Source organism: uncultured Parabacteroides sp., assembly GCF_905196875.1.
Classification (GTDB): Bacteria; Bacteroidota; Bacteroidia; order Bacteroidales; family Tannerellaceae; genus Parabacteroides.
The window spans coordinates 25,829-49,617 of record NZ_CAJJWO010000022.1 but is presented as its reverse complement, the minus strand read 5'-3'; the positions used below and the strand labels follow the sequence as shown (position 1 = coordinate 49,617).

Annotated in this window: 17 protein-coding genes and 1 pseudogene; 4 read left to right on the top strand and 14 right to left on the bottom strand. The window is 46.6% G+C overall.

Going from position 1 to position 23,789, the window contains the following annotated elements; all coding sequences use genetic code 11:
* The first annotated feature begins 5 nt into the window (after positions 1–5).
* Positions 6–1,838 carry a RagB/SusD family nutrient uptake outer membrane protein gene (locus QZ076_RS09710; protein WP_293712864.1) on the top strand — a complete coding sequence of 611 codons (1,833 nt, stop codon included), beginning with the start codon at positions 6–8 and terminating at the stop codon, positions 1,836–1,838.
* 16 nt (positions 1,839–1,854) lie between these two features.
* The gene (locus QZ076_RS09705; protein ID WP_293712862.1) at positions 1,855–2,529 is read left to right on the top strand and encodes a DUF3823 domain-containing protein; all 675 of its coding nucleotides are present in this window, start codon (positions 1,855–1,857) and stop codon (positions 2,527–2,529) included.
* Positions 2,530–2,647: 118 nt separating this feature from the next.
* Here QZ076_RS09705 and QZ076_RS09700 read toward each other — a convergent pair whose 3' ends face one another.
* The 14 genes and pseudogenes from QZ076_RS09700 to QZ076_RS09630 form a co-directional block, all read right to left on the bottom strand.
* Positions 2,648–3,022, bottom strand: coding sequence for a hypothetical protein (locus QZ076_RS09700; protein WP_293712860.1), 375 nt, complete (start codon positions 3,020–3,022; stop codon positions 2,648–2,650).
* 312 nt (positions 3,023–3,334) lie between these two features.
* Positions 3,335–3,517, bottom strand: a complete 183-nt coding sequence (locus QZ076_RS09695; protein ID WP_293712905.1) for a DUF418 domain-containing protein — start codon at positions 3,515–3,517, stop codon at positions 3,335–3,337.
* Complete coding sequence (locus QZ076_RS09690; protein WP_293712858.1) at positions 3,511–4,503, bottom strand: family 43 glycosylhydrolase; 993 nt, start codon at positions 4,501–4,503, stop codon at positions 3,511–3,513. The genes QZ076_RS09695 and QZ076_RS09690 overlap by 7 nt, the downstream gene beginning before the upstream one ends.
* Positions 4,504–4,527: 24 nt before the next feature.
* Entirely contained in the window at positions 4,528–5,409 is an 882-nt protein-coding gene (locus QZ076_RS09685; protein WP_293712856.1) for an aryl-sulfate sulfotransferase, read from the bottom strand.
* A 9-nt stretch (positions 5,410–5,418) separates the two neighbouring features.
* Positions 5,419–7,215: a c-type cytochrome gene (locus QZ076_RS09680; RefSeq protein WP_293712854.1), complete on the bottom strand. Its 1,797-nt coding sequence runs from the start codon at positions 7,213–7,215 to the stop codon at positions 5,419–5,421.
* A 5-nt stretch (positions 7,216–7,220) separates the two neighbouring features.
* Complete coding sequence (locus tag QZ076_RS09675) at positions 7,221–9,710, bottom strand: hypothetical protein (protein WP_293712852.1); 2,490 nt, start codon at positions 9,708–9,710, stop codon at positions 7,221–7,223.
* Positions 9,711–9,847: 137 nt separating this feature from the next.
* Positions 9,848–10,543, bottom strand: a complete 696-nt coding sequence (deoC, locus tag QZ076_RS09670; RefSeq protein WP_293712850.1) for a deoxyribose-phosphate aldolase — start codon at positions 10,541–10,543, stop codon at positions 9,848–9,850.
* A 12-nt stretch (positions 10,544–10,555) separates the two neighbouring features.
* Complete coding sequence (locus QZ076_RS09665; RefSeq protein WP_293712848.1) at positions 10,556–11,590, bottom strand: zinc-binding dehydrogenase; 1,035 nt, start codon at positions 11,588–11,590, stop codon at positions 10,556–10,558.
* Positions 11,591–11,610: 20 nt separating this feature from the next.
* On the bottom strand, positions 11,611–13,134 hold the full coding sequence (gene xylB / locus QZ076_RS09660) for a xylulokinase (RefSeq protein WP_293712846.1): 1,524 nt from the start codon (positions 13,132–13,134) through the stop codon (positions 11,611–11,613).
* A 17-nt stretch (positions 13,135–13,151) separates the two neighbouring features.
* Complete coding sequence (locus QZ076_RS09655; RefSeq protein ID WP_293712844.1) at positions 13,152–13,631, bottom strand: hypothetical protein; 480 nt, start codon at positions 13,629–13,631, stop codon at positions 13,152–13,154.
* The gene (locus QZ076_RS09650) at positions 13,628–14,014 is read right to left on the bottom strand and encodes an electron transporter RnfD (protein ID WP_293712842.1); all 387 of its coding nucleotides are present in this window, start codon (positions 14,012–14,014) and stop codon (positions 13,628–13,630) included. Before QZ076_RS09650 ends, QZ076_RS09655 begins: the two co-directional genes overlap by 4 nt.
* 189 nt (positions 14,015–14,203) lie before the next feature.
* Positions 14,204–17,575: pseudogene (locus tag QZ076_RS09640) on the bottom strand (DUF5127 domain-containing protein); the annotation flags it as partial.
* A 202-nt stretch (positions 17,576–17,777) separates the two neighbouring features.
* Positions 17,778–18,302 (bottom strand): DUF2867 domain-containing protein, encoded by a 525-nt coding sequence (locus QZ076_RS09635; protein WP_293712840.1) that lies wholly within the window; start codon positions 18,300–18,302, stop codon positions 17,778–17,780.
* 833 nt (positions 18,303–19,135) lie between these two features.
* Positions 19,136–20,635 carry a M20/M25/M40 family metallo-hydrolase gene (locus QZ076_RS09630; protein WP_293712838.1) on the bottom strand — a complete coding sequence of 500 codons (1,500 nt, stop codon included), beginning with the start codon at positions 20,633–20,635 and terminating at the stop codon, positions 19,136–19,138.
* A gap of 252 nt (positions 20,636–20,887) precedes the next feature.
* Between QZ076_RS09630 and QZ076_RS09625 the strand changes: the two genes are divergently transcribed.
* On the top strand, positions 20,888–22,372 hold the full coding sequence (locus tag QZ076_RS09625) for a TolC family protein (protein WP_293712836.1): 1,485 nt from the start codon (positions 20,888–20,890) through the stop codon (positions 22,370–22,372).
* Positions 22,373–22,405: 33 nt separating this feature from the next.
* A complete protein-coding gene (locus tag QZ076_RS09620) occupies positions 22,406–23,785 on the top strand; it encodes a sigma-54 dependent transcriptional regulator (RefSeq protein WP_293712834.1) in 1,380 nt (459 codons plus the stop codon).
* Positions 23,786–23,789: the final 4 nt, after the last annotated feature.

The following is a 23,789-nucleotide window of genomic DNA, read 5'->3' as shown; positions in this document are numbered from 1 at the left end:
GTGGTATGAAGAAGAAATATATAATGGCGGCAATCGTTGCTTGCATGTTATCGACAACAGCTTGTAGTGATTTTCTGGATCGTGAACCGGATCGGATTATGACGAACGATCAGATATTTGCCGATGCGGTTATGATTAAATCTGTTTTGGCAAATTATTATGGCCGGGTAACATGGGGACAACATGTTGCTGATTGGGGGGCAATGACGGTTTTGGATGAAGCTGCTTTTTGTAATGGCGGACCGGATCATCGTTCTACTTTTGAAGATGATCGTTGGCGTGTGTACGATTATACACTCGTTCGTGATATCAATCAGTTTTTAAAGGGAGTTCGTGAAACGACTGCTTTGACTACTGATGAAAAAACTCCGTTGGAAGGAGAAGCTCGTTTTTTGCGGGCATGGTATTATTTTAATGTGTGTCGTAGTCTGGGAGGCATGCCGATAGTAGGGGATGAGATTTTCGATTATCAACCGGGCATGGATGTTACGACTATGCAGTATCCCCGTTCAACAGAAGCTGCTACGTACGATTATGTTATCTCTGAATGTCAGGCTGTTTATTCGATGCTTCCGGCCGATAAGCAAATCAACTCGGCTCGTGCCAATAAATGGGCAGCTAAAATGTTGGAAGCCCGTGCTGCTTTGTATGCGGCATCTATTGCTAATTATAATAATAAAATGGCGCAACCGATCCGTACAGATGGTGGCGAGGTCGGTATCCCGGCTGATAAGGCAACTGCTTATTATCAGATGGCTTTGGCTGCTGCAGAAGATGTAATTAATAACAGTCCGTATGAGCTACAAAATAAACGCCCTGATGATAGAGGCAAGAATTTTTATGAAGCAGTTTGTGTAAAAGACAATAATACGGAAGTTATTTGGGCACGCGATTATAAATACCCAGGGCAAACACATGGCTTTACTACTAACAATGCTCCAAAGTCTCATGCAGAGGATATTGATAATAGTTATTTGGGGGCTGTATTAAATTTGGTGGAGGATTATGAATTGATAAATACTCAGACTCCCGGACAAAAGAGCTTGGTGCAAACGATGGAAAATGGAACATACAAATTTTATAATACGGCTGATGAGCCTTTCAAAAACCGTGATCCGCGTTTGTGGGGAACTATTATTTATCCAGGTGCAGAATTTAAGAGCATACCTGTAATTCTTCAAGCCGGACAGTTGATTCAAAATAATGGAAATTGGGAGTTTTTAACAGGTGATTTGGATTCAAAGGATGGGCAGGGGAATCTGTTGACTGCTATGAACGGTCCTAAAGAATCGAACGAACAATATATCAATAAAACGGGCTTTTATGTACGTAAGTATTTGGATGAAACTCCGTCTGCCGGAACTCGTGGACGTGGTTCTGAGATGTGGATGCCTCGTTTTCGTGTAGCGGAAGCATATATGATTGCAGCAGAAGCATCGCTTGAATTGAATAATGGCAAAACCGAAGGTTATATAAATGCCGTACGCGAAAGAGCCGGCGTACAACCTTTGACAAAAGTAACATTCGATAATATCGTGCACGAGAACCGGGTTGAATTTGCATTTGAGGATCACCGTTATTGGGATATGAAACGCTGGCGTTTGGCAGATAAAGTCTGGAATGGCAATAACAATGATGAACAGGCCCGTCATCGCCGTTTGTGGCCTTATCGTGTAGTTGCACCGGGTGATCCGAATAACGGAAAGTGGGTATTCGTAGAAGACTTTTTATTTATGTCCCCGAATGCACGTTATTTCAGAATGCAGAACTATTACAACTTCCTTGATTTGGGCTGGATCAATAATAATCCCAAATTGGTGAAGAATCCGTATCAATAATTAAAACAAATTGAATATGAAGATTATATCAAATATTTTTTCGTTAGTATTACTACTGGTTCTGTTTACTGGTTGTGGAAAAGATAATTATGATGCACCGGAATCCAAATTGGTCGGAAAAGTAACTTATCAAGGACAAGCGTTGAATTTACGTGGTACCGGTGAAGCAATTCAGTTGCAATTGTATCAGGATGGTTATGAAAAACATGACCCGATTTCTGTTTTTGTCGGACAGGAAGGGGAATTTTCCGCTCTTTTGTTTAATGGAGAATACAAACTGGTAACTAGAGATGGTAACGGACCGTGGATGAATCGGCATGATACGGTAACGGTTAATCTGAGCGGACATTCGGAAGTGAATATTGAGGTCACTCCTTATTTCACGATATCTAACGAACAGTTAGCCGTATCCGGTACGACGATGACAGCTTCTTTTACAATTAACCAAATTGTTTCGACTGCAACGATCAACAAGGTAATGTTGATTTTAAGCAAGACACAGTTTGCTGATGATGTAAATAATGTATTTCGTAAAGATATAACCGAAGTATCTACCGGCGCAGTAAATCTGAGTGCGGATATTAGTGGTAATACAGAAATAGCCAAAGCGAAAGCGTTATATGCTCGTGTCGGTGTTTTGGCTAATGGAGCTGATCAAGCTATTTATTCATCAGTTGTACGATTGAAATAGTTTCTGTTATCTGGCTTAGCATAGGATGAAAAGTAAAAGAGGCTATCTCATTGAAGTTTACTTCATTTTGAGATAGCCCCTTGTTTTACCTGCTAAAAATAAGATAAATGAGATTGAGTTATCGTTCTATTACAAAGTAATAGGTTTCAACATTCGAGCTACTACTTTCTCCAGGAATACTGATTCTAAATCTATCTCCAAGAATTCTTACTTCTGTTGTTCCTTTTGCATAATAATATCCACCACCACCTTGATCCCATTGCCAGTCAATACGAAAACTTGTATTTTCACCTCTTTTGAAAAAAAGATTATATGCGCTTTGGTCGATGTAAATAACATCGCTTGAAAGACGATTTCCACAAGTTTGTACAAGTGTTGGTGTTGAAGCAACATTTTCTGTTTTTACATTTTCTGTTTCGTTCTCTTTTTCAGTGAAAGAACTTAGTCCGAGTGATAATAAACTTAGACATGCAAGCATTGCAACTTGTTTCATAACTTAATAAAATTATAGGTTAAACAATAAAGATATCATATATTTAGACTCTAAAAAGAAGGGGATCCCCTAAATGATTATGCATAAAAATCAAATATTAATTAGTTTTACGCATATAAAGTTGTGTTTCGTTGAGCAGGTCTAGTCACTTACGATCGTTGGGTTGAGAAGATGAATCTGGAAAAGGTCAAACAAATCAACCGGGAGGTAATAGAAGGTACGCGACAAAATAAGTAGCATATCTATGTAGAGAAGGTAGCACCATAGTGCTACCTTTCCTGATTATTTCCATCTTAAAGGAACCTAGGCGAATCAGGTCAGTGTATGCCACAGCCATTCGATCAGGCCATAATAAAAACGTTTCATCCACCAGTTGCTGTAACCGATCTGGATCAGGCAGAAAACAATCCCGACCAGTAAACTTTGCAGGTAATTAAATATTACCGCCAGGTTAGCACCGAAGCCATAGAATAAAGTGACTTCATTATTTAGAATACGGGAGCTTCAGCTTCCAGTGAAGGGGTAGAACCGGTTACTTCCGGCCAGTCGTTCACCCATCTGACCTGATCCAGCATCAGGACGCGGCCGGTTGGATTTTCTTTGCTCACCGCATGATAAAGCATCCAGTCGTTTCCGGCTTTGTCAGTCACTATTTCCGAGTTATGGCCGGTACCGACAAAGGCTTCATTTCCGCGGATCAGTATCTCGTGATGATTCTCCATCATCGGTTGCCCCTGTTTGTCCACATAAGGGCCGAACAGGTTTTCAGAGCGACCGACTACCGTTGTATAGGTACTTTTCAATCCTTCACAGCAACTGCCGATAGAGGCGAACAGATAATAGTATTTGCCACGTTTATGAATATAGGTTCCTTCATAAGCAGTACCGGCTACCTGTTTTTTCACTGCTCCTTCCCTCAGGGCTAGTCCGTCGTCTGACAACTCTATCCCGTAAATACCCCGGAAGCTTCCCCAAAACATGTACTTTTTACCATTCTCTTCGATGTAATACTGGTCGATGGAGTTTTGTACGCCTATCGTATTACTCCTGAACATCATACCCCGGTCGGTAAAAGGGCCTTCCGCTTTGTCGGCAGTCGCGACTCCGATACCGCAGGTCCACTCTCCACCCCAGACAGACATGGAGTAATATAAAACGTACTGTCCGTCGATATAATTGATATCAGGTGCCCACAGACCGCCTTTAGGCTCGAAAGTCGGGCGGGTTTTGTCAGTAAAGGCAGTGCCCACTTCTTCCCAGTCCACCAGGTTTACGGAACGGTGGATAGGAAGATTACGAATATTCTCCGTTGCATACACGTAAAAGTAACCGTCACCGGCTTTGATAAGGCTGGGGTCCGGCAGGCTGTAATCGACGACAGGATTCTTATAGGTCTTATTTTCTGTTTGTAGCGGCTTATCGGCCAGACAGGCTGTAAGCGATGTAATCCCGAATAGGGATATAAAAAATAATTTCCTCATATAGCTGTTGTTTGAATAACTGTTTTAATGAAGCGAACCGGTATTTTCATCCAGGCTGAATACGGAAGACATGGTTTGTATTCCTTCCTGATCCTTTAATGTACAGAGAATGTTCTTATCCCTGTCTACCAGGAACAGATGATCCCGTTTGTCAGGATTCACATGCCCGACCCAGTTGGTGAAGAGCAAACGCCCGTCGGGGAAATATTGCATACCTCCCAGAAACTTTAAAGGCTCTCCGGGAATATCCCTGTTGGATATTTCCCATACGGTGTTGCCTTTTTTGTCTAATTCGACGATGCGGGGATTCTGTGTCTTATCGGCTACGGCGACCAGTGTGTGGCCGTTCGGCAACCGGATCACCGAATGGGGACCGCCGGGGACCTGTACCTGCCAGACTACTTCCCCTTTTGAATTGTATTCTTTGACATATTCCCCTCCGTAATGCGCAACCAGATAATTGCCATTATCCAGTTTGCGGGCATTACGCATAAAGGCAAATGTTCCGTCCGAGACACCTTCCGGCAGGATGCATACCTCGTTTACGATTTTCCCCCCGGGAGAGACTTCCAGTAAGCGTCCGGCATTGCATTCACCGATAAAAGTATTCCCGTTTTTCAGACGTTGGCAGGCGAAGACGGGACTTTCCGATGCGTAATAAAAGACGGTATCGTTTTGCCGGGTCACTTCCAATACTCCTTTACCAACCGAAAACAATAAGTTCCCATTCGGAAGTACCCAGAGATCATTCGATTCCGGAGCCTCATGTTGCCAGACGATCTTGTTGTTTTCCATAATGAAAACGATCCCCTGGGAATAATCGGCTCCGGCAAAGTTCCCGCATTGTGCCAGTACACTAAAGCAGTGAATGCAGGAAAGTACAAATATATGAGCGAAATGTTTCATAATGCTGTTTTATAGAGATAAGACATATTCTGCCAGATCGTTGAGTTCGTTATCTGATAATGTTTCGGCAGGGCCGTGCACTTTCAGCATTTCCTGCATGGTGTAGCTGCGCCCGTCATACAGATAGGGGGCTGTTCTCCATACTTCGTTTAAGGCGGGAACATCCATTTTTACATTCTTATCCGGCCCGTTCGTCCAGTTTACCTTGTACTGTTTCATATCCGTATAATAAGTACCCGAATGACAAGACGCACAGTTCTTCCCGAAATGTTCTTTCCCTTTTTGGGCGGCTTCGGATAAATTACCGTTTACCAGATAAGGACTTGGAACAGGTGCCAGTGACTTCAGATAGGTATCGATGGCCGGAGCTATTTCTTCTGTCGAAGCAGCAAATAAGATATATTTGATACCTGATATAACGGCCGTTTCCGCATCTTTGCGAATACCGGAAACCATACAAGGAGGAGTCTGGTGGGATAAAACCAATGTCTTGGTATTTTTAGGATTCCCCATGCCGTCGTTTAATAAATCCCAGTTCAAGCCGTCCATGCGGGCATCGTTGGGGTGGCAACTGGCACAACTCTGCCATTCCTGGAAGCCGATGGAAGCATCGTGGAAATACATATCGCCTTTCCCTTTTTGAGTGGATGCGAGTGCCGTACCCAATGAGGAAGAAACCATATCCTTGCCGCTTCCGTTGAAGGCAACCAACTCTCCGGTATAGTAATTTGCCGTATAGACTTTATCCGGTGTGACGTACAGGGCACGGGGACCTTTCCCCTGCGTTTTGTAGAAATCGCGGATACCGTATAAAAAACCGGCATCATCCGGGATATGCGCATAATCTTTGGTCGAAGGAGTTACTTTCTCGCCCTCCTTTGCCCGTGCCAGGCGGTCATGCAATGAGGTTCTGTCTACACATACCAGTTCGTGAGTTCCGGAGACAGATACCCATATTTTACTATCATCAGGAGAGACGACAACGTTCCACGGATTGGAGGCGCCTTTCTGCGGAGTGTCCAACAGAACTGTATTCTCCACTTCCTGTGTGTGCAGGTTGATGACGGACAGGACATTCGTACTCATCCATCCCCGGTCTACCTGGTTGGTAGGGAGCTGGTAGCGTGCCAGTAAATGGACGGCATACGCGTAATCGCCTTTACTGTCCGTAGCTAATGCTTTTACATCCGTAGAACCGTTTGGAAGCTGTAAGCGTTTCACCACCTTTTTATTGTTTACATCGACAATATCCAGTTGGCAGGCAATCGGATACGTAAGCGATGACATTTCCGGCAGGTTGTTGGCAACCAGTAATAAGCTGTCGCCAGCGAATGAGACGATGTCTACCGGTTCGCGGCCTACGCTGATCCGGCTCAACACTTCTTTTGTCTTCGGAGATATTTCCCACAGCTCATTGTTGAAGCGTTGGGTTGTCCATAATGAACCTGTCTGCCGGTTGAATAAGAGGGCAGAAGGAGTATGTCCCAATGCTGTTTGGGAGATAAGGGACAGGTCTTTCCCGTTCAACTCGCATAAAGAACCTCCGACGCCGTCGCATACCACCCAGATATGCCGGTCGGGCGTTTCCGTCAGGTCGTTGGCGGCGGTTGGCAATGTCACTTTGATACCCGTATTTTTTAAATGGGTATCGATGAGGCATATTTCTTTTTTATCCCGGTTTGTCACCAGAAGTCCGTTTTCTTGGCCGGCACTCCATATATGATCCGGAGCAAAGACATCATTTGCGTTGCATCCTGCCAGGGCGATGAGGCACAGGCAGGCTATATAAGTCCGGTTTATTTTCATAATCTTTACTTCTTTGCTTTTAATGATTGAAGATACTGACGGATGTTTTCTTTCTCGGCAGCCCGGGATGTTTCCCGCTTCTTCTCATAGTATGTATAGTAATCCTTCTCCTCCTGTGTCCAGTTGTTTGCTTCCCGATAGTCACCGATGAAGGGTACGCATAGGTCGATCCATAAAGCGATCGTTTCCATTTCTTCCTTACTCAGGTTGCATCCGCCATGCCCGTTTTCAAGCCGTTTGATCAGATTGCTTGTGTTGGAACCGGCAAAATAGGGGGCGAGTAATGTCGGTTCGGACAGGTTGCTTATCCAGTTTACTTCCGGGTGATGAGCGTCTCCCTGCCAGGAGTCGTTGCCTTCGGTCATTTTACGGGCGTGAGTCAGATTTAGATAGGAGTCTGAGAACTTGCGCTTTGTCTGTTGATCGACTACTTTCAACTCACCTTTCAGGCTCAGCTTGCTTTTCACTCCGTCATGACAGGAGATGCAATGCGCATCCCAGATAGGCTGCACCTCTTTGATATAGCTGAAGCTACGGTCGCCGATCCCTTCCGGCTCGATCTTTTGGATACCGGTGTTCATCGCCATAGATACCGGATGCGAAGCGACCGGAACTGTGTTTTTATGTTCGTGGCATCCTACGCAACTTTGTGTTTCTCCCGGTTGCAGGGTCGACCAGCTACGCATGGTCTGTACAACCCGGTTGTTTTCATCCAATGCCTGGAAGTATAAAGGTGTGCGGCAAGGCACTGTGAAGAAGGCGGAACCGTCCGGCTGCACATCGGCCGTGCCGAGTATCCGTTTAACATCCCAGCTGGCATTGCCGACTCCCACCGGAGAGAAAGCGTGTCCTCCGCCACCTGCATCAAACCCGAAAGCCGCACCGATACTGGCTACACGGTAGATGGGTTCTACAATCCGCAGCTTTTTGATTGTTCCCGGCTGGATACCTTTCAAACCGTTCCCTTCGTAAATGTTCTGCATATAGTAGATACCTTCCTCTTTTGTGTAATCCACGTTGTTTACACGCTCGAAAGGACGTTCACGTTCAGCCAGCAGAACGGGCTGATTGCAGGACAGGCTGGCATCCGAAACCAATAGTTCGCGTTCTCCGTCCGGTGTCATCCAGTAGATTCCGAATTCCATCGGGTGACCTACATGATAGCCCAACGGCGTATAGGAAATCAGGAATTCCTCTTCATTCAAGGGGTAAGGGTGCTGGAACTGATCGCCGAACTGTCCGTATGTATCGACTTTTACGGCTTCCGGTTTGTGAAGCGGAGCCACCAGCATAACGCCTTCGTTCTCGTCGCGTCCCGCTTCGGGGTCGATGATACATAGTTTGCCGTGCTGTGGGGTGTGGTGTCCGAGGATGGTTGCCATCACCTTACGCGTTCCGGGGATTTGACGGGTATGCGTGACGGTGGTAGGGAAGAAGCTGTTTCCTCCGTAATACTCAGCCTGTCCGGTACCGTCCGGATTCATCTGGCAGAGCGGTTGCATGAATACCTGTCCGCGGTCGTTGTATTCCCAGCGGGTATAGACCACGCGGCCGTCGTCGAGCAATGTCGGGTTAGACGTATGCACCTGGTCGAAACCTACTTGCCGCATATAACGTCCTTCGCGGTCGCAAAGATACAGGTTGCTGACTTCTACGGTCCAGCAATCTACCGAGCTACCGTTGCGGGTGGAGTTGAACATAATATTTTCATCTGGCAGGTAGATCGGTTCTATGTCGGCAAATCCCAGTCCGGAAGTAAGCTGCTTTAGTTTCCGGGCCGGCATTTCCATTTCATACAGGTGGAAGTCGTCTTCTTTCTGCGACTTCTTCCATGCAAATACTACATGCTTTCCATCGAAATGTACGTCCGGATCACGGAAAACGCCGGCTGTATCTTTCAATAGTGTCTCTTCCTTTGCCCAGATACCGTCCATCCTGAAGTAAGCCAGCTCACCTCCCGCAAAGAAATTACATTCTGCGCGGGCATCCGACAAACCTTCCGTATAAGCAAAGAAAGACGGGCGTAACGTGCGGAATTTGGTAAACACAACTTCAGGAGTACTTTTTACGAAGGACGCCAGCCGCTGTTCTCTTCGTGCCTGACAGGCATCCAGATAAGAGGAGATAGCCTGTGTGATGCTTTCGGGCGTATTGGTTACTTTTGTTTCCTGCTGCAATTTGTGCAGGCGTTCGCTGATCTGCTCGGACAATGATTTGTCGAACCATTTTACATCGCTTCCATCCTGTAGCCACCAGTCGTAGTAAACCGGATAGTGATGGTATAAATGCAGATGTGCTTCCCGGATGAGGGAAGCCGTACTGTCTTTCGAAACAATTCCTTCGGTTGCCTTTATCTTATTGAACCGGTTTTGTATCTCTGTTATAAATTCCTGCTTATCGACAGGATGATGATCCTTATATGTACTTTCCTTATGCTGGCAAGCTGCCAGGACAAGGCATATAAGTCCCATTCCTATTTTGTGTAAGTTATTCATTCTACTCCCTTCTTTCTTAATGATCCGCTTTGCGGAATAAATTGAAACCGCTTAGTTTGTTTCAATTAGTTTCTTCAGCATGAAACAGTTGTTTCTCTTAGGTGAAACAGTTGTTTCATACCGAAGAAACTTTTGTTTCAACCTAGTGAAACTTTATACGCTTCTACGATTGAGACTCCGCTTGACGTACCGATGCGGGTAGCGCCTGCTTTAATCATGGCTAATGCCGTATCCAGGTCGCGGATACCGCCTGCTGCTTTTACTCCGATCTCCGGACCTACTACGCGGCGCATCAGGGCAACGTCTTCAACGGTGGCTCCGGCTGTTCCGAAACCGGTAGAGGTTTTCACGAAATCGACACCTGCTTCTTTGGCGATTTGGCAGACTGTTTCCTTTTCTGCATCAGACAGGTAGCAGGTTTCCAGAATGACTTTACAAATGACACCTGCCGGTTTGCAGATGGCTACCATATCTTCGATTTCTTTCTTTACAATATCCAATCTTCCCTTTTGCAAAGCACGGACGTTGATTACTGTATCGATTTCCGTTGCTCCTTTTTCGATGGCATCGCGTGTTTCGAACGCTTTGCATTCGGTGGTCGTCTGGCCTAACGGAAAGCCGATGGCTGCACCGACACGAACAGGCGAACCTTCCAGTAGTTTGACGCAGGTTTCTACTTCGGCCGGATTGATGGCTACCATTGCGAATTCATATTTCCGTGCTTCGGCACAAAGCTTTTCGATGTTCTCTGCCGTGCCGAAAGGTTTCAGGAAGGTATGGTCGATCATTCCTGCTAATTGTTCTGCTGTTAGGTTTGCGATTATTTCGTTCATGATAAATGATGTTTAGAATGTTAATACTGTTTTTATTACTTCGTTACGTTTTACGGCTTCCAGAGCCTCGTTTATTTGTTCTATCTTAAAGCGATGGGAGATAAAATCGGAGGCGGACAGACGACCTTCGCGTATCCATCCGGTCAGTGCAATCATGGCCCGTTTCTCTTCCGAACGAGTCGGCCAGCGGTGGATGTAGAGGTTGAAGTTGTATGGAGCCTGATCTAAATCGATCGTCGGGTTTTTAGTCATCACACCGTAGACACAAATGTCGCCGGCCATTTTGATAAGCGGCAGAGCCGAGTTTACGATGGATGGCAAACCGACTGCGTCGATGATAGTGTCGTACGAACGGTTGGCCGTAGCTATAAATTCAGGGGTGGCGATTTCTGCCGGAGTATACCCGTTGTCGGCTCCCATCTGTTTGGCCAGTTCCAGTTTGGCGGGGAGCATGTCGACGATATCTACTTGCCCCAGACCGAACAGTTTACCCAGTTTGACGAAACTCAGTCCGACGGGACCGGCACCGAATACCATTACTTTCTTGCCCGGAGCCAGACGGAAGTCTTTAAATGCGCCGACTATCTCACGCCAGGTGCAAGCGATTACCGCTTCTTCCGGCTGTATATCGGCAGGTACGGCATTCTGAATTTCAAAGCTGTCCCAGCAGCCCTGCTCCGGTGTGGCGAGGCCTTCTTCCTGCAAAACTTCGAAATCGTTCACGACGACATATTCACTGAAACCACCCCAGGCACTATTCAATCCCGGAGTTGTAAAGGTGGCATTCAATCCGCCGATGGCCCTGTCGCCCACACGGAAGTTGCGGACTTTGGCCCCGACTTCTACAACAATACCTACATTCTCATGTCCCAAAGCCATCGGGAACTGGTCTGCCCCGGGGAAATGTCCGGATATCAGTTTACTGTCGGTTGCATTACACAAGGCTACCATTTCGGTTTTTACCAAAGCCTGATAGGGTGTGATAGCCGGTATATCTATCTCCCGGATCTCTACTACTCCGGGAGCTGTTGCGATTACGCTTTTCATTTGTCCTTTCATATTCTTTCTTATAGATTTAAATTCGACAAGTCCGTATAAACTTCTTTCAAATGGTCGTATGTCTTATCGAATACTCCGATTAATTCCTGATATTTCTCCACATTGGCCGCGATCGGGCTGATCTTCTTATCGATATGGATAAAGCGGTCGGTCACGCTGAAGTCCTTGAACAATCCCGCTCCGATACCGGCCAGGATAGCGGCACCCATCGAGGTGGCTTCTTCCAGGTAGTTCGGTATCTTTATTTCTGTCTGATAGATGTCGGCCATCATCTGTTGCCAGATGGGGTTTTTGGCACAGCCGCCTATCACCGTCATATTCTCGACCGGCACGTGGTTGCGGAATATATTTACGATAAGTCCCAGGTTGAGGGTGATACCTTCCATGACGGAACGGAGCATATCGGCATGCGTATGTCCAACGGTCAGTCCGATAAATGCACCTTTGGCATTTACATTCCAACGCGGAGAACGTTCGCCCATCAGATAGGGCAGGAACAATAGTTTGTTGGAGCCTATCGGTGATTTCCGGATCTGTTCGTCGATCAGTTCGTATACATTTCCTTTCCGGAGTTTGGCCTCTTCCAGTTCCTGTTGACACAGTTGCTGAACCATCCAGTTGTAGCTGGCTCCTGCCGTTTGCATCGTGCCGGATGGATGAAGCATACCGGGTACGACATGTGCCCAGTTCATCGTGCGCCGTTGTTCGTCGACAACGGGTTTTTCTACGGTCAGGGCCACCCATGAGGAAGATCCCAGGTAGTTATAAGATGTTCCCGGAGCTACGCAGCCAACGCCTACTCCGGCACAACTGCCGTCGCCTCCTCCGCAAATGACCGGTGTCCCTTTTCGGAGTCCGGTAGCTTTGGCTGCCTCTTCCGTCACTTCGCCTATCACGTCGATGGAGGAACGTACTTCGGGGAAGAGTGACATATCCAGTCCTGCCGCTTCGATGATCTCTTCGCTCCAGGCCCAGCGATTCAGATCGTAGGCATTCGTGCCGGAAGCATCCGACGGGTCGGTGGCTATCGTACCGCAAAGACGGAAATTGATATAATCCTTTGCATTGAGCATTTTGTAAGTATTCGCAAATACTTCCGGCAGATGTTTCCGTATCCACATGAGCTTTTCTATCGAATAAGAGGCACTGATACGATGGCCTGTTATCTCGTAAAAATGAAGCGGGTCGATTTTTCCAGCCAGGAACGCTTCCTCCTCCTGCGAACGCTGGTCGCAATACAACAGGTGGGGATAAAGGGGATTTCCTTTTTTATCGATGCATAAGCAGCCCATCATTTGTCCGCTCAGGGCAACCCCGGCGATATCATCCGGCGAAACGATTTGCAGTAAAGCGTTGGTTGTTTCAACGATCGCCTTCCACCAGTCGGCAGGATTTTGTTCTGCCCGGTTGCCGGCAGCATAATCGGTACGGTAAGAGGCTACATGGGAGGCAACCAGTTTGCCCTCTTCGTCGAACAAAGTCGCCTTGTTGCCACTCGTACCTAAGTCGTGTGCAATAACGTATTTTGACATGGTCTATAGAATATTATTTATAATGCAGCATTCGTATATCCGGTCAGCCCGACCAGGATACCCCCAACGATTCCTCCGGCTATGATAACCACCCAGCGCGGGAATGCTTCTTTCAATAAGCCCAGACGCTGACCTTTCGGGGCACAGAGCGTATCGCAAACCACAAATCCCATCGCAATGGCCCAACCCATATCTACCCACGGAGCACTACCGCGTGCACCTTGGTGAATCAGGCTGAACTGCATCGGCAGTCCGTTTGCATCCAGGGCCAGGCCGGTGGAGAAACCGAAGCCGGGGAGTTTATGGTTTACCAGCCAGAATGTTCCGATAATTAACGCAGCAGCCATAAAGCCACCTATCGGGCCAAAGTCTTTTACCAGCTTCGGCCAGCTGAGTATGACCGTGAAAGTAACGGCAAACGAGCCGAATATACTGGTGATGATGCCGGCATTGTACATGCCGAACAACTCATTGTAAGTCTGTAACCATTCGCTCATATCGTTGTCTCCTCCTCTTTTGACAGGCGGTTACCGCACGAACGCATCGCCCAGATGGTCAGACCGGCTAACGCTCCCCCGATCAGGCAACAAAGCAGGGTGGGAGCAGCCAGAAAGAATTGTGTGATGTCGCCCTGGAAACGGACGATCCCCCAGGTTATGCCGGCAGAACCTATACACCATCCCTGGTCGAGCCATATCTTCCCTTCCGGGTTCAGGATGGCTCCGTTGTAATGGTTCATGTACCACATGATCCCGATAATAAGTGTAGCCGCCAGCCATCCTCCCATGAGGCCGTAGGTTTTCCAAAGCTCCGGCCAGATGCCGAAAGCAAAACCTCCGCATATGGCCGATCCGGCAAATGTAGATAAGTAGTGTTTCATGATATTATGGTTAATCTGTTAGTTAAGTTGCAATTTAGCTAGTGTAAAAGGCTTGTCGTGTCCGGTATTTACTTTGTCGGGGCCTGTTACGATATCGAAGCAGGAAACGATTACCTGGCCGTTCCATACGATCGGTTCTCCCGGCTGGTCGAGTCCGCCGTCGCTTCCGTCGCAATCCGGACTTTGGGCGATACGTTGAATGCGGCCGTTCTTATCGATGCGGGCAACTGCATTCTCCGAGAAATCGGCTACCCAGATATTTCCGTCGTCGTCGATACACATTCCATCGGTGGTACGTAGCTGTGAGGGATCCTGCGCCCAGATCTCATTGCCGGTAACGCTGCCGTTGGCATCCATTGTTATCCGGTGGATCGTTCCATCACCGAAGTTGCCGACATATAAATTACCTTCCTTATCGAAAACAATACCATCCAGTCCGTACTGTACATCCTTGTTCTTGGTGATGACGGTGGTGATCAGGTTTTTATCTGCTTTCGTATTGGTTACTTTTATGTTCTTGTCATTCTTGTCAAAACAATATACGCCGCTGACAAGCAGTCCCGACGGATCTTCGATGGAAGACAAGCTGCTCTGTGTCACATACAGCTTCCCATCGCGAAAACGAACCCCATTGGGGTGCTCCATTCCTGAAGCAACCACAATGGTTTCGTCTAACCTGCCATCTTTCAGCTTTAAACACAACAACCTTCCTTTGTTTTGGGCTTTGGGGGCACCGCTCCATCCCTGGTTATCACAGATAAATAAATTACCCTCGTCGTCGAATGTGATTCCCATCGGAGCGGCCCAGCCCGTTTCCGGTAATACCGGTACATCTAACCATTTATCAATCTTCCCATCTTTTGTGATACGCATCAGGCAAGCCGGCTTCGACAAATCGGCGAAGTTCGGGCAAGCCAGGATCAGATCACCGTTCGGAGCAGTCGCCATACCGTCGGGGGTCGGGCAATTGTCCGGTAATTCCATAAATAGTTCACTTTTTTGCATTGCAGGTGCATCGGTCAAAGAAGGAGCCACCGCTGGGGCTCCCTTATACATTTGTTTTTCAAGCATCTTCATAAACAAACCGCCTACAACCGAACGGGCACGGAAACCGACTGAATTTGCGTTTGTCGTTTCATACCAGTCGCTTAACGGCATGCGGGTATTGGTTTCGTTTGCATATTTATAAACGGGTGATACCAATTGGGTAAAATCGTTCATATTGTCTGTCAGGCAAGCTGTCCAGAGGATCCAGTCTGCTTTCGTATAGGTCTTACGGCTGTCGAGCGGCAGACCGTACGTGTTCTGTTGGGTCAGGTAGTAAGCCATCTCTTTACCGGCGATTTCCTGCGGGAAGATACCCATTCCGAACAGTTTGTCCCATATCAGGTTATATTTCTGGCTCCAGGTAGCCGGTTGGTCGAAGGTCAGGCGATAGTGATCGCCGGCATTTGCCATGGCAGCCCATTTCATCGCCATCTCTTTAGCGGCGGAAATATATTTTTCGGCAGTAACCTTATCGCCCAGCATATCGGCCAGTTTACCGTATCCGGCTATACCCATGATCGCTTTGATGGAAAGGTTTGCATTGTGTGCAAAGTGTCCGGCAAAGTCGTCCGTACAAAGCTGGTTCTCAGGATCGAGGCCTTCTTTAAGCAGATAGTTCGCCCAGGTTGTCAATGTCTCCCAGTGTTTCTTGGCAAATTCGGCATTTCCTTCACGAAGGGCGATCGCTGTTGTTAGGATCAGCATGTTGCCGCTTTCTTCCACCGGCATGTCGCCACCGTAAGTTTGTCCGTTAGCCAACGGATAAGTACCTACATCGTGGGCTGCAAACGGTTTGTTCCACTTGCCACTTTCACTGTAATAGAAAATAGGCGTCATCATTCCTTTCAGTAATTCAGGATTGTATATCAGGAACAAAGGTGACGAAGGATAGGTAATATCGACTGTACCGATAGAACCGTTGCTGAAGTTCTCTTTAGAAAGGAACAACAGATTGCCTTCTTTGTCTTCTACCAGTTTATGGGCAGCAATGGATTGACGATAGGAAATGGCACAAAGTTCGGCGTATTCCTTACCGCCGGCTTTCTCTGCATCGTTCATCATCTGTGTATCGAACTGACGGCAACGTTTCATAATCGAAGCATAATCGTTGTTTGCTTCTTCAAACGCCTGCTCGATATTTTTCTGACCGTTGTGTTTCCAATAGGCCATGCGGTTGTCGTTGAAATATTGGATAGCATACAGGTCGTCATATCCGATCATCAGGTAATTGCTGACGGGAGAGGATACGGCTCCCAGGTCGTGGCAGTAGGCCAATACGCTCATCTCATTCTGCATGTCGGATGAAAGTCCTTCTGCAGTTGTGTTAACAGGCAGTTTTCCGTTAGCGGCAAAGTCTTGTTTGGTTGCATGATACTGTCCCATTGTCATGGTTGTGTTAGCATCTGTGCCGGCTGCCAGGTAGAAATATCCCCAGTCGATACGTACGTCATCCCCTTTACGACCCAGTACAGGCTGTTCGATTGTTCCTGTTTTCAGATAGGTGATATTGTTTTTCTCATTCCGGTCGAAAGATACCGACTGGTTATCAGTGTTAACGGCCAGCTGAGGAGTAGCCTCCATATAAATTTGTACGTCATGTTTCCGGCCATCCAACGATTTAGCCTGGTAAGAGATATAATTGACCGGACGTGTCATCAGGTCCAGATCATCCATTAATAGAGGGGAAGTGAAAATAACGTCCAGTTCGACCGGGCCGCATTCGAAGGTATAGAAAGTCTGTGTAGGCAGTACGTTGACCGACTTCTGGGTGGCAGCTTCATTGAAGAACGTTTTGTTTTCTTCTTTGGTGAACAGACCGAAGTCTACGTATCCTCCTCCGGTTTTGTTATGGCAATGAGCGGCAATTACATTTTTGCCGGGTTTCAATGTTGCCTTTACTTCGGCGGGAAGTTCGGATAATACATTGTTTTTCCATACATAGCCTGTCGAGATTACTTGTATGCCGTTAATATATAATTCAAAGATATCGTCGTGAGAATATTCGAGATATACGGATTGTGCAGTGTAATCATCCGAGAGATCGAATGTTCTTCTTACCCAGATGTCTTTGCTGTTCCAGGGGGTGGACAGGTCGGGCATGTCAGGAGTACCGAAAGCAGCTTGTCCTTTGGTCCATGCAGCATCGTTGAAGTCCGGTTTTACCCAGTTGGCTGCCGGTTCTTTTTCCGTATAGGCGGCTTCCCATTTTTCTTTGGCAGCAGTGGGAATAATTACTTTCAGCGGAAGGTCTTCTACTCCCATAAAACGGTAAGATTGACCGTCTACGCGGACAACACCGAGTAACGGAGCTTTTTTACCTGTCCAATGACGGGTTGCATCCTCATTCAGTTTGTCGGTAAACGACCAGACGCTGGTATACGGATCGATCGTTACCAGAGGAAAGGAAGGTGCACGAAGCGCATTTTGTTTTTCGGGTTCAAAATAGTTTGAAGGTCCGCTGCAAGCAGAGAGCAGCCACGAAAACAAGACACATAATAAAGATACATTTCTCATGATATATAGCATTTTTTATTTATTGTCCTTACCGTTGACAGGAGCAATCTTAATAATGTGATTCAGAAAAGGGCTGTATCCCTTAAATGAGTGCATCATTTTAACTGTTTTTTTGTAGGCAAAGGAACATAAATTCATATTGGCCGAGTTACAGTTATCGGTCAAAAGCTTTCAAATTTCAATCAGAGAAGCTGTAAATCTGCTATTTATTTGTTTTTATAACCTCCGGTCGCAGGATGTGTTTCAACATCCCTCTTACTACCAGATAATGGAAAGGAGCTATCGCATAGAAGTAGGCATATCCCAGCCAGTAATGAAAATGTACGACGGTGATACATCTGATCTTTTTGCGGTTATCTCCGAGTTCTTCGAGGTGAATGGATAGATAAGCGCAGAGGTGTTTGTCGTCCAACTGCATAATGGTTTCGTTGGGTGATTTGTCGGTGATGTTGGCTAAAGGAGTCTTTTCTCCTGTCCGGATACATCTTTCAATGTCCGGCTTTTCCTTTTCTCCGGCTTGGAGGCCGAATGGTTTTACCAATAAATTGCGCAGTTTAAAGAGTTTGTTAATCCAATCCGGCATATCCGTCCAGAGTGAGATCAGAATATCATCCGCAGTGATCTTTTTCTTCGTGGTTATTTCACATTCAAATGCATCCGAATAGTTTGCCGGGAGGTATTTGTTTATCAGGCTGTCCGCAGGGATTGTCGAATTTTTGACTTTCATGATGTATTTGTTTATGAATTAAATAGATACAAATATAGTTTATTTCTGGGATAACTCAACTGTTTTGAAAACAGGATAGCTTCTGTCAGATAGTGTCCGGCATATTATTAAGAAAAGCCCGGCAGCTTTTAGCTAATAGGTCGGCAGGTTTTCGGAAATAGCTAGGTAGCTAAATAAAATGGCTCGGCACTCATTTGAAATAGCTCCGGCAGCCACAGGGAATAGCTCCGGGAGCTAGCTAGCCTAAGACAAGCCGATGGTATAGTTAAGCAGGAATTGTTACACTATAGGGCTGGATCATTCACTCTATAGGGTAAGCTTTTCTTCCCTAAAGGGTATGTTCAATTACTAAGTAGGGTATATTTTTTGCTCTATCTTCATAAATCACTTTTAAGACGAAAGGTGCTATACCTTAATACTTTACACTGAAGTTCCGTATCTGAAGGAAATATATTCCCCGAACAGAACTTCAGTGTATGTTGCTGTATATCAGAAATATTGGTCTGAAAAGTGATTAATGAAGATGGATGTTTTTCAGTTGATAAATATCTGGTAACAGCTAGGTTTTTCTGCCAAACATAGAAGGTCTTGAACAATCGAAGATTGTCTTTAACAAGGCGTTGCCTTGTTGAGAGACTATTTCTGATTATCCAATTAATACTAGTTTGATCATAATGGCTGACTGTTACTTGTTAACTCTTTCCTTTAGAAATATTTCATTTTTGTCAATATGTGAAACACTCACATCTGAAAATAATAGAACCTATTGCTATCTCCATTGGCATATTGGCACATTAGCAAATTGGCTCATTATTGACAATAATTGCGCTATCCTATTTCCTAGGCATCATTTCATCCCGCATTGCGGCATTATACACAAACCAGGCTACGATCACAGCATTGTGTCGTATATCGTCTAGTACCAGGCGATCGGCAAAATCCTGTGTGCGGTGTGAGTGTCGTCCCCATTCCATAGGGTCTTGTATAAACTGGAAAGCCGGAATACCTGCGTTGTCGAAAGGAACATGGTCGGTGCTGCCCACACTCCGGTTGGAAACAGTGGTGAAACCAGTATCCAGAAATGGTTGCATCCAGTCGGTAAAGATTGGATAAGCCTGTAAGTTATCTTGTGTAAAGATACCTCTGAATTTTCCGGGTCCGTAGTCTGAATTGAAATAGGCGGATATTTTATTGTATTCTTTTTTCTTTTCAAGAGTGACCGGATCTTGTACGAACTGCTCCACATAACCGCTTGAACCATGCAGGCCCACTTCTTCACCGCCCCAGAAAGCGACACGGATCGTGCGTCTCGGTTGTACGCCGATAGCCTTCAGTATACGCATGGCTTCCAGCATGGCAATAAATCCGGCACCATCGTCACCGGCCCCCGGACTCATGTGATAACAGTCCAGATGACCGCCGATAATGACCAGTTCGTCTTTCAGTTTGGGGTCGGTGCCGGGTATCTCGGCTATGACGTTATATATCTTGCGATCCGATTCGAATTTAACGGCGATATCGACTTCCATCTCTACCTTTTCACCGTTCCTGATCAGGCGTTCCATCAAGCCGTGGTTTTCGCAGGCAATATTCAGTTCGCAAGGAACGGGGCCGGCTTCTTCCAGCTTATGGAAGTTTAATCCCGGAACACTGTAATTCCCCGATTCATGGATAATGACTGCCGGGTTCTCCCGGTGTACAAAATTCAATATTTCGGCATAAGACAATTCGCTCCCTTCGATAGCCGGAGCGGGTCTGCGGCGACGGGGCTGTACTTTAGTGATCGGATATTCAGCCGTTTGCTTTAAAGACTCTTCCGTATGCCGACGGGCCATAGGTTCGAAACTGATTTTATAATCCGTAACGGACGGCATTAGTACGATCTTTCCTTTCAGTGTCCCTTTCAATGCCTGCAGTTCTTCGTTGTTTGCGGCAGTGATCAGTACGACATTTCCTTTTACCGGTCCGTTTGTGCCGTTCGTCCAGGCTACCGGAGCCGGAAAGATGGGTATATAATAAGGTAACGTCATTGCGGCGTAAGCCTTTTCGATATCCCATCCGCCACGCGGCCAGTCACGGGCAAACTCGATGCGGGGATTAGACAGGTTGTACTCTTCCATCATTTCTTTGGCTACTTTATAACCTCTCTCCATCCCGTCAGACCCTGTCAGGCGGGGACCGGCATAGTCCAGCAAGCGGTAAGATAACCGCTCTATGTCGGAATTCAGTTGTTCTTCCTGCTTGATCTTTTGGGCGACAGCCAGGTCGATCTTCTCATTCTGGGCCATTACGGATGATACGCCGATCATCAAAAATACCAATAAGCTTTTCATTTCTATCTTTGTTATGGTTTCACATAAGTGTAAGTTGTTTTCTAAGACCACCAAAGGTAATAAATCTGTGTTTTATACGGATCAATCGCAGCAGAATATATCCGATATATTTGGATATACGAAAGGAAAAGAAACGATATCGGACACACTGTTCATTATCGGACACTAGCGATAGCGGTTATAATTCAGTAAATCAGTTGTATATGTTTTTGGCATAGCTTTTGCCTGTGGAATGGCAAAACATTTATTACAATGAAAAAGATATATATAGCTATCGCATCTTTGTTGCTGACCGTATCCGGCTTGCATGCGGAAGGACAGGTGAATATAGTGAAACTGACCTTGAAAGAGGCTATCGGCCTGGCACACCTACAATCGGTGGATGCCGCCGTTGCCCTCAACGAGCTAAAGACATCTTACTGGGAATACCGCACCCACGTGGCAGACCAGTTACCGGAAATGAATTTCAAAGGAACGATACCCAGTTACAGCAAGCAATATTCCCGTTACCAGCAGTCGGACGGAACCTATGCGTTCGTGCAGGACAATAACCTCTCCATGAACGGGGCTATCTCTATCGATCAGAACATTGCGCTGACAGGTGGTAAGATCTCGCTGACCTCTTCTCTTAATTTCTCCCGGCAGCTGGGGCATGGTGCTTTTAATGAATATATGAGTGTCCCGGTTGGGTTGACCCTGACACAACCTATTTTCGGGGTGAACAACCAGAAGTGGAAACGTCGTATCGAACCTGTTCGTTATCAGGAAGCGAAAGCCGCCTATATCGAGAGTGTGGAAGAGGTGACTATCTCCACAATCGCTTATTTCTTTAACCTTCTGCTGGCAAAAGAAAACCTGTTCACTTCGGAGCAAAACCTGGAGAATGCCAATAAACTCTATGAGATAGCCATCGCCAAACGTAAGATCGGTCATATCTCTGAAAGCGAGTTGATGCAACTTAAACTGTCCGCTTTGCAGGCGAAAGGCAAGCTGACGGAAGCCCAGTCGAACCTGAACGCGAATATGTTCCAGCTCCGTTCTTTCCTCGGATTGAGCGAAGAGGATGTGATAGAACCGGTTATCCCCGAATCCGTACCCGATATGCGCCTGGTCTATCAGGAGGTACTGGGAAAGGCACAGGAAAATAACTCGTTTGCCAAACGTATCCTGCGCGAACAACTGGAAGCCGATTATGCCGTTGCTACCGCCAAAGGACAACGCCGCGATATAAACCTGTTTGCTTCTGTGGGGTATACCGGAAAGGATAATGATTTTTCCGGAGCTTACAATCCCCTGAGAGATAACCAGGTCGTCGAAGTCGGTTTCAGCATCCCTCTGCTCGACTGGGGTAAACGGAAAGGAAAAGTCAAAGTGGCCGAGTCGAACCGCGAGGTGGTACTGTCCAAGAACCGTCAGAACCAGATGACGTTCAACCAGAATATATTCCTGCTGGTGGAAAACTTTAATAACCAGGCTGCCCAGCTCGAAATTGCAGCCGAGGCCGACGAGATCGCACAGAAGCGTTACCAGACATCTATCGAAACCTTTATGATCGGTAAGATCAACATCCTCGACCTGAACGACGCTCAACAATCGAAAGACGATGCCAAGCAAAAACATATCCGTGAACTGTATGGCTTCTGGAGTTATTTCTACAATGTCCGGAGCGTTACCCTCTATGACTTCCTCAACGATCGCAATCTGGATGCCGATTTCGAGGAAATAGTAAGAAGATAATTCGTATCTTTACAAACCTAAAAAGGAACCTATATGATATTAATTGTTGATGATGACGCTGCTGTTCGTTCTTCGCTTACCTTTTTATTGAAACGGGCAGGCTTTGAACCGGAAGCTGTCCCGGGGCCTGAAGAAGCGCTGGCAATTGTGCGCCGGGAAGCACCACAGCTGATCCTGATGGATATGAACTTTACCTTGACTACGACGGGAGAAGAAGGAATTCAATTATTGAAACAGGTAAAAATATTTCAACCCGATGTGCCGGTCATCCTGATGACTGCCTGGGGTTCCATCTCGCTGGCTGTGCAGGGAATGCAGGCCGGCGCTTTCGATTTTATAACCAAGCCCTGGAACAATCTGGTGCTGCTTAAGTCGATCCGTACGGCTCTCGAACTGAACGAGCAGAAGAAAATAGAGAAGGCTCCGCTCAACCGCAACGATGCGGACAATAAGTTCCATTTTACCAAGATCATCGGACAGAGCGATGCACTGATGGATGTGCTGGGCACCGTTTCACGGATAGCTCCGACCAATGCCTCGGTATTGATCACCGGCGAAAGCGGAACCGGAAAGGAACTGATCGCAGAAGCGATCCATGCAAACAGTCCACGTGTGAAGGAGCCTTTTGTGAAGGTCAACCTGGGCGGATTGTCCCAAAGCCTTTTTGAAAGTGAAATGTTCGGACATAAGAAGGGGGCCTTTACCGACGCTTATATCGACCGTACCGGACGTTTTGAGATGGCTAACAAAGGCACGATCTTCCTGGATGAGATAGGTGACCTGGAGTTGTCGTGTCAGGTGAAGCTGTTGCGTGTATTACAGGATCAGACCTTTGAGGTGCTTGGTGACAGCCGTCCCCGGAAAGTCGATATACGTGTGGTCAGTGCAACGAACTGTAACCTGCCGGAAATGGTAGCGGCCCGTACCTTTCGCGAAGACTTGTTTTACCGTATCAACCTGATCACGATCCATCTGCCTGCCCTGCGGGAACGGAAAGACGATATACCTCTGCTGGCCCGCTATTTTGCCGATAAGCAATCGGAGGTGAACGGCTTACCTCGTGTGGACTTTTCGGCCGATGCAAAAGTATTTCTGCAGCGTCTTCCTTATCCTGGAAATATACGCGAACTGAAGAATCTGGTGGAAAGAACAATGCTGGTATCCGGCAAATCCTTACTAGACGTAGCTGATTTTGAAAGTCAGTGCCTTAATATGGGAAATACTCAACCTGTATCCAAAGGTGGTGCTGTCAGCTTCGAAGGGATGACATTGGATGAAATAGAGCGGCAAACGATCCTGCAGGCACTTGAAACGCATAACGGCAACCTGTCGCATGTCGCATCGGCGTTGGGTATCAGCCGGGCAGCCTTATACCGTCGCTTAGAGAAATATGATATTCCTACCGATAAATAAGATA

Excerpts from the sequence above, each read along its gene's own strand:
- QZ076_RS09710 (WP_293712864.1), top strand. The coding sequence starts at position 6 with ATGAAGAAGAAATATATAATGGCGGCAATCGTTGCTTGCATGTTATCG.
- QZ076_RS09705 (WP_293712862.1), top strand. The coding sequence starts at position 1,855 with ATGAAGATTATATCAAATATTTTTTCGTTAGTATTACTACTGGTTCTG.
- QZ076_RS09700 (WP_293712860.1), bottom strand. The coding sequence starts at position 3,022 with ATGAAACAAGTTGCAATGCTTGCATGTCTAAGTTTATTATCACTCGGA.
- QZ076_RS09690 (WP_293712858.1), bottom strand. The coding sequence starts at position 4,503 with ATGAGGAAATTATTTTTTATATCCCTATTCGGGATTACATCGCTTACA.
- QZ076_RS09685 (WP_293712856.1), bottom strand. The coding sequence starts at position 5,409 with ATGAAACATTTCGCTCATATATTTGTACTTTCCTGCATTCACTGCTTT.
- QZ076_RS09680 (WP_293712854.1), bottom strand. The coding sequence starts at position 7,215 with ATGAAAATAAACCGGACTTATATAGCCTGCCTGTGCCTCATCGCCCTG.
- QZ076_RS09675 (WP_293712852.1), bottom strand. The coding sequence starts at position 9,710 with ATGAATAACTTACACAAAATAGGAATGGGACTTATATGCCTTGTCCTG.
- deoC (WP_293712850.1), bottom strand. The coding sequence starts at position 10,543 with ATGAACGAAATAATCGCAAACCTAACAGCAGAACAATTAGCAGGAATG.
- QZ076_RS09665 (WP_293712848.1), bottom strand. The coding sequence starts at position 11,590 with ATGAAAAGCGTAATCGCAACAGCTCCCGGAGTAGTAGAGATCCGGGAG.
- xylB (WP_293712846.1), bottom strand. The coding sequence starts at position 13,134 with ATGTCAAAATACGTTATTGCACACGACTTAGGTACGAGTGGCAACAAG.
- QZ076_RS09655 (WP_293712844.1), bottom strand. The coding sequence starts at position 13,631 with ATGAGCGAATGGTTACAGACTTACAATGAGTTGTTCGGCATGTACAAT.
- QZ076_RS09650 (WP_293712842.1), bottom strand. The coding sequence starts at position 14,014 with ATGAAACACTACTTATCTACATTTGCCGGATCGGCCATATGCGGAGGT.
- QZ076_RS09635 (WP_293712840.1), bottom strand. The coding sequence starts at position 18,302 with ATGAAAGTCAAAAATTCGACAATCCCTGCGGACAGCCTGATAAACAAA.
- QZ076_RS09630 (WP_293712838.1), bottom strand. The coding sequence starts at position 20,635 with ATGAAAAGCTTATTGGTATTTTTGATGATCGGCGTATCATCCGTAATG.
- QZ076_RS09625 (WP_293712836.1), top strand. The coding sequence starts at position 20,888 with ATGAAAAAGATATATATAGCTATCGCATCTTTGTTGCTGACCGTATCC.
- QZ076_RS09620 (WP_293712834.1), top strand. The coding sequence starts at position 22,406 with ATGATATTAATTGTTGATGATGACGCTGCTGTTCGTTCTTCGCTTACC.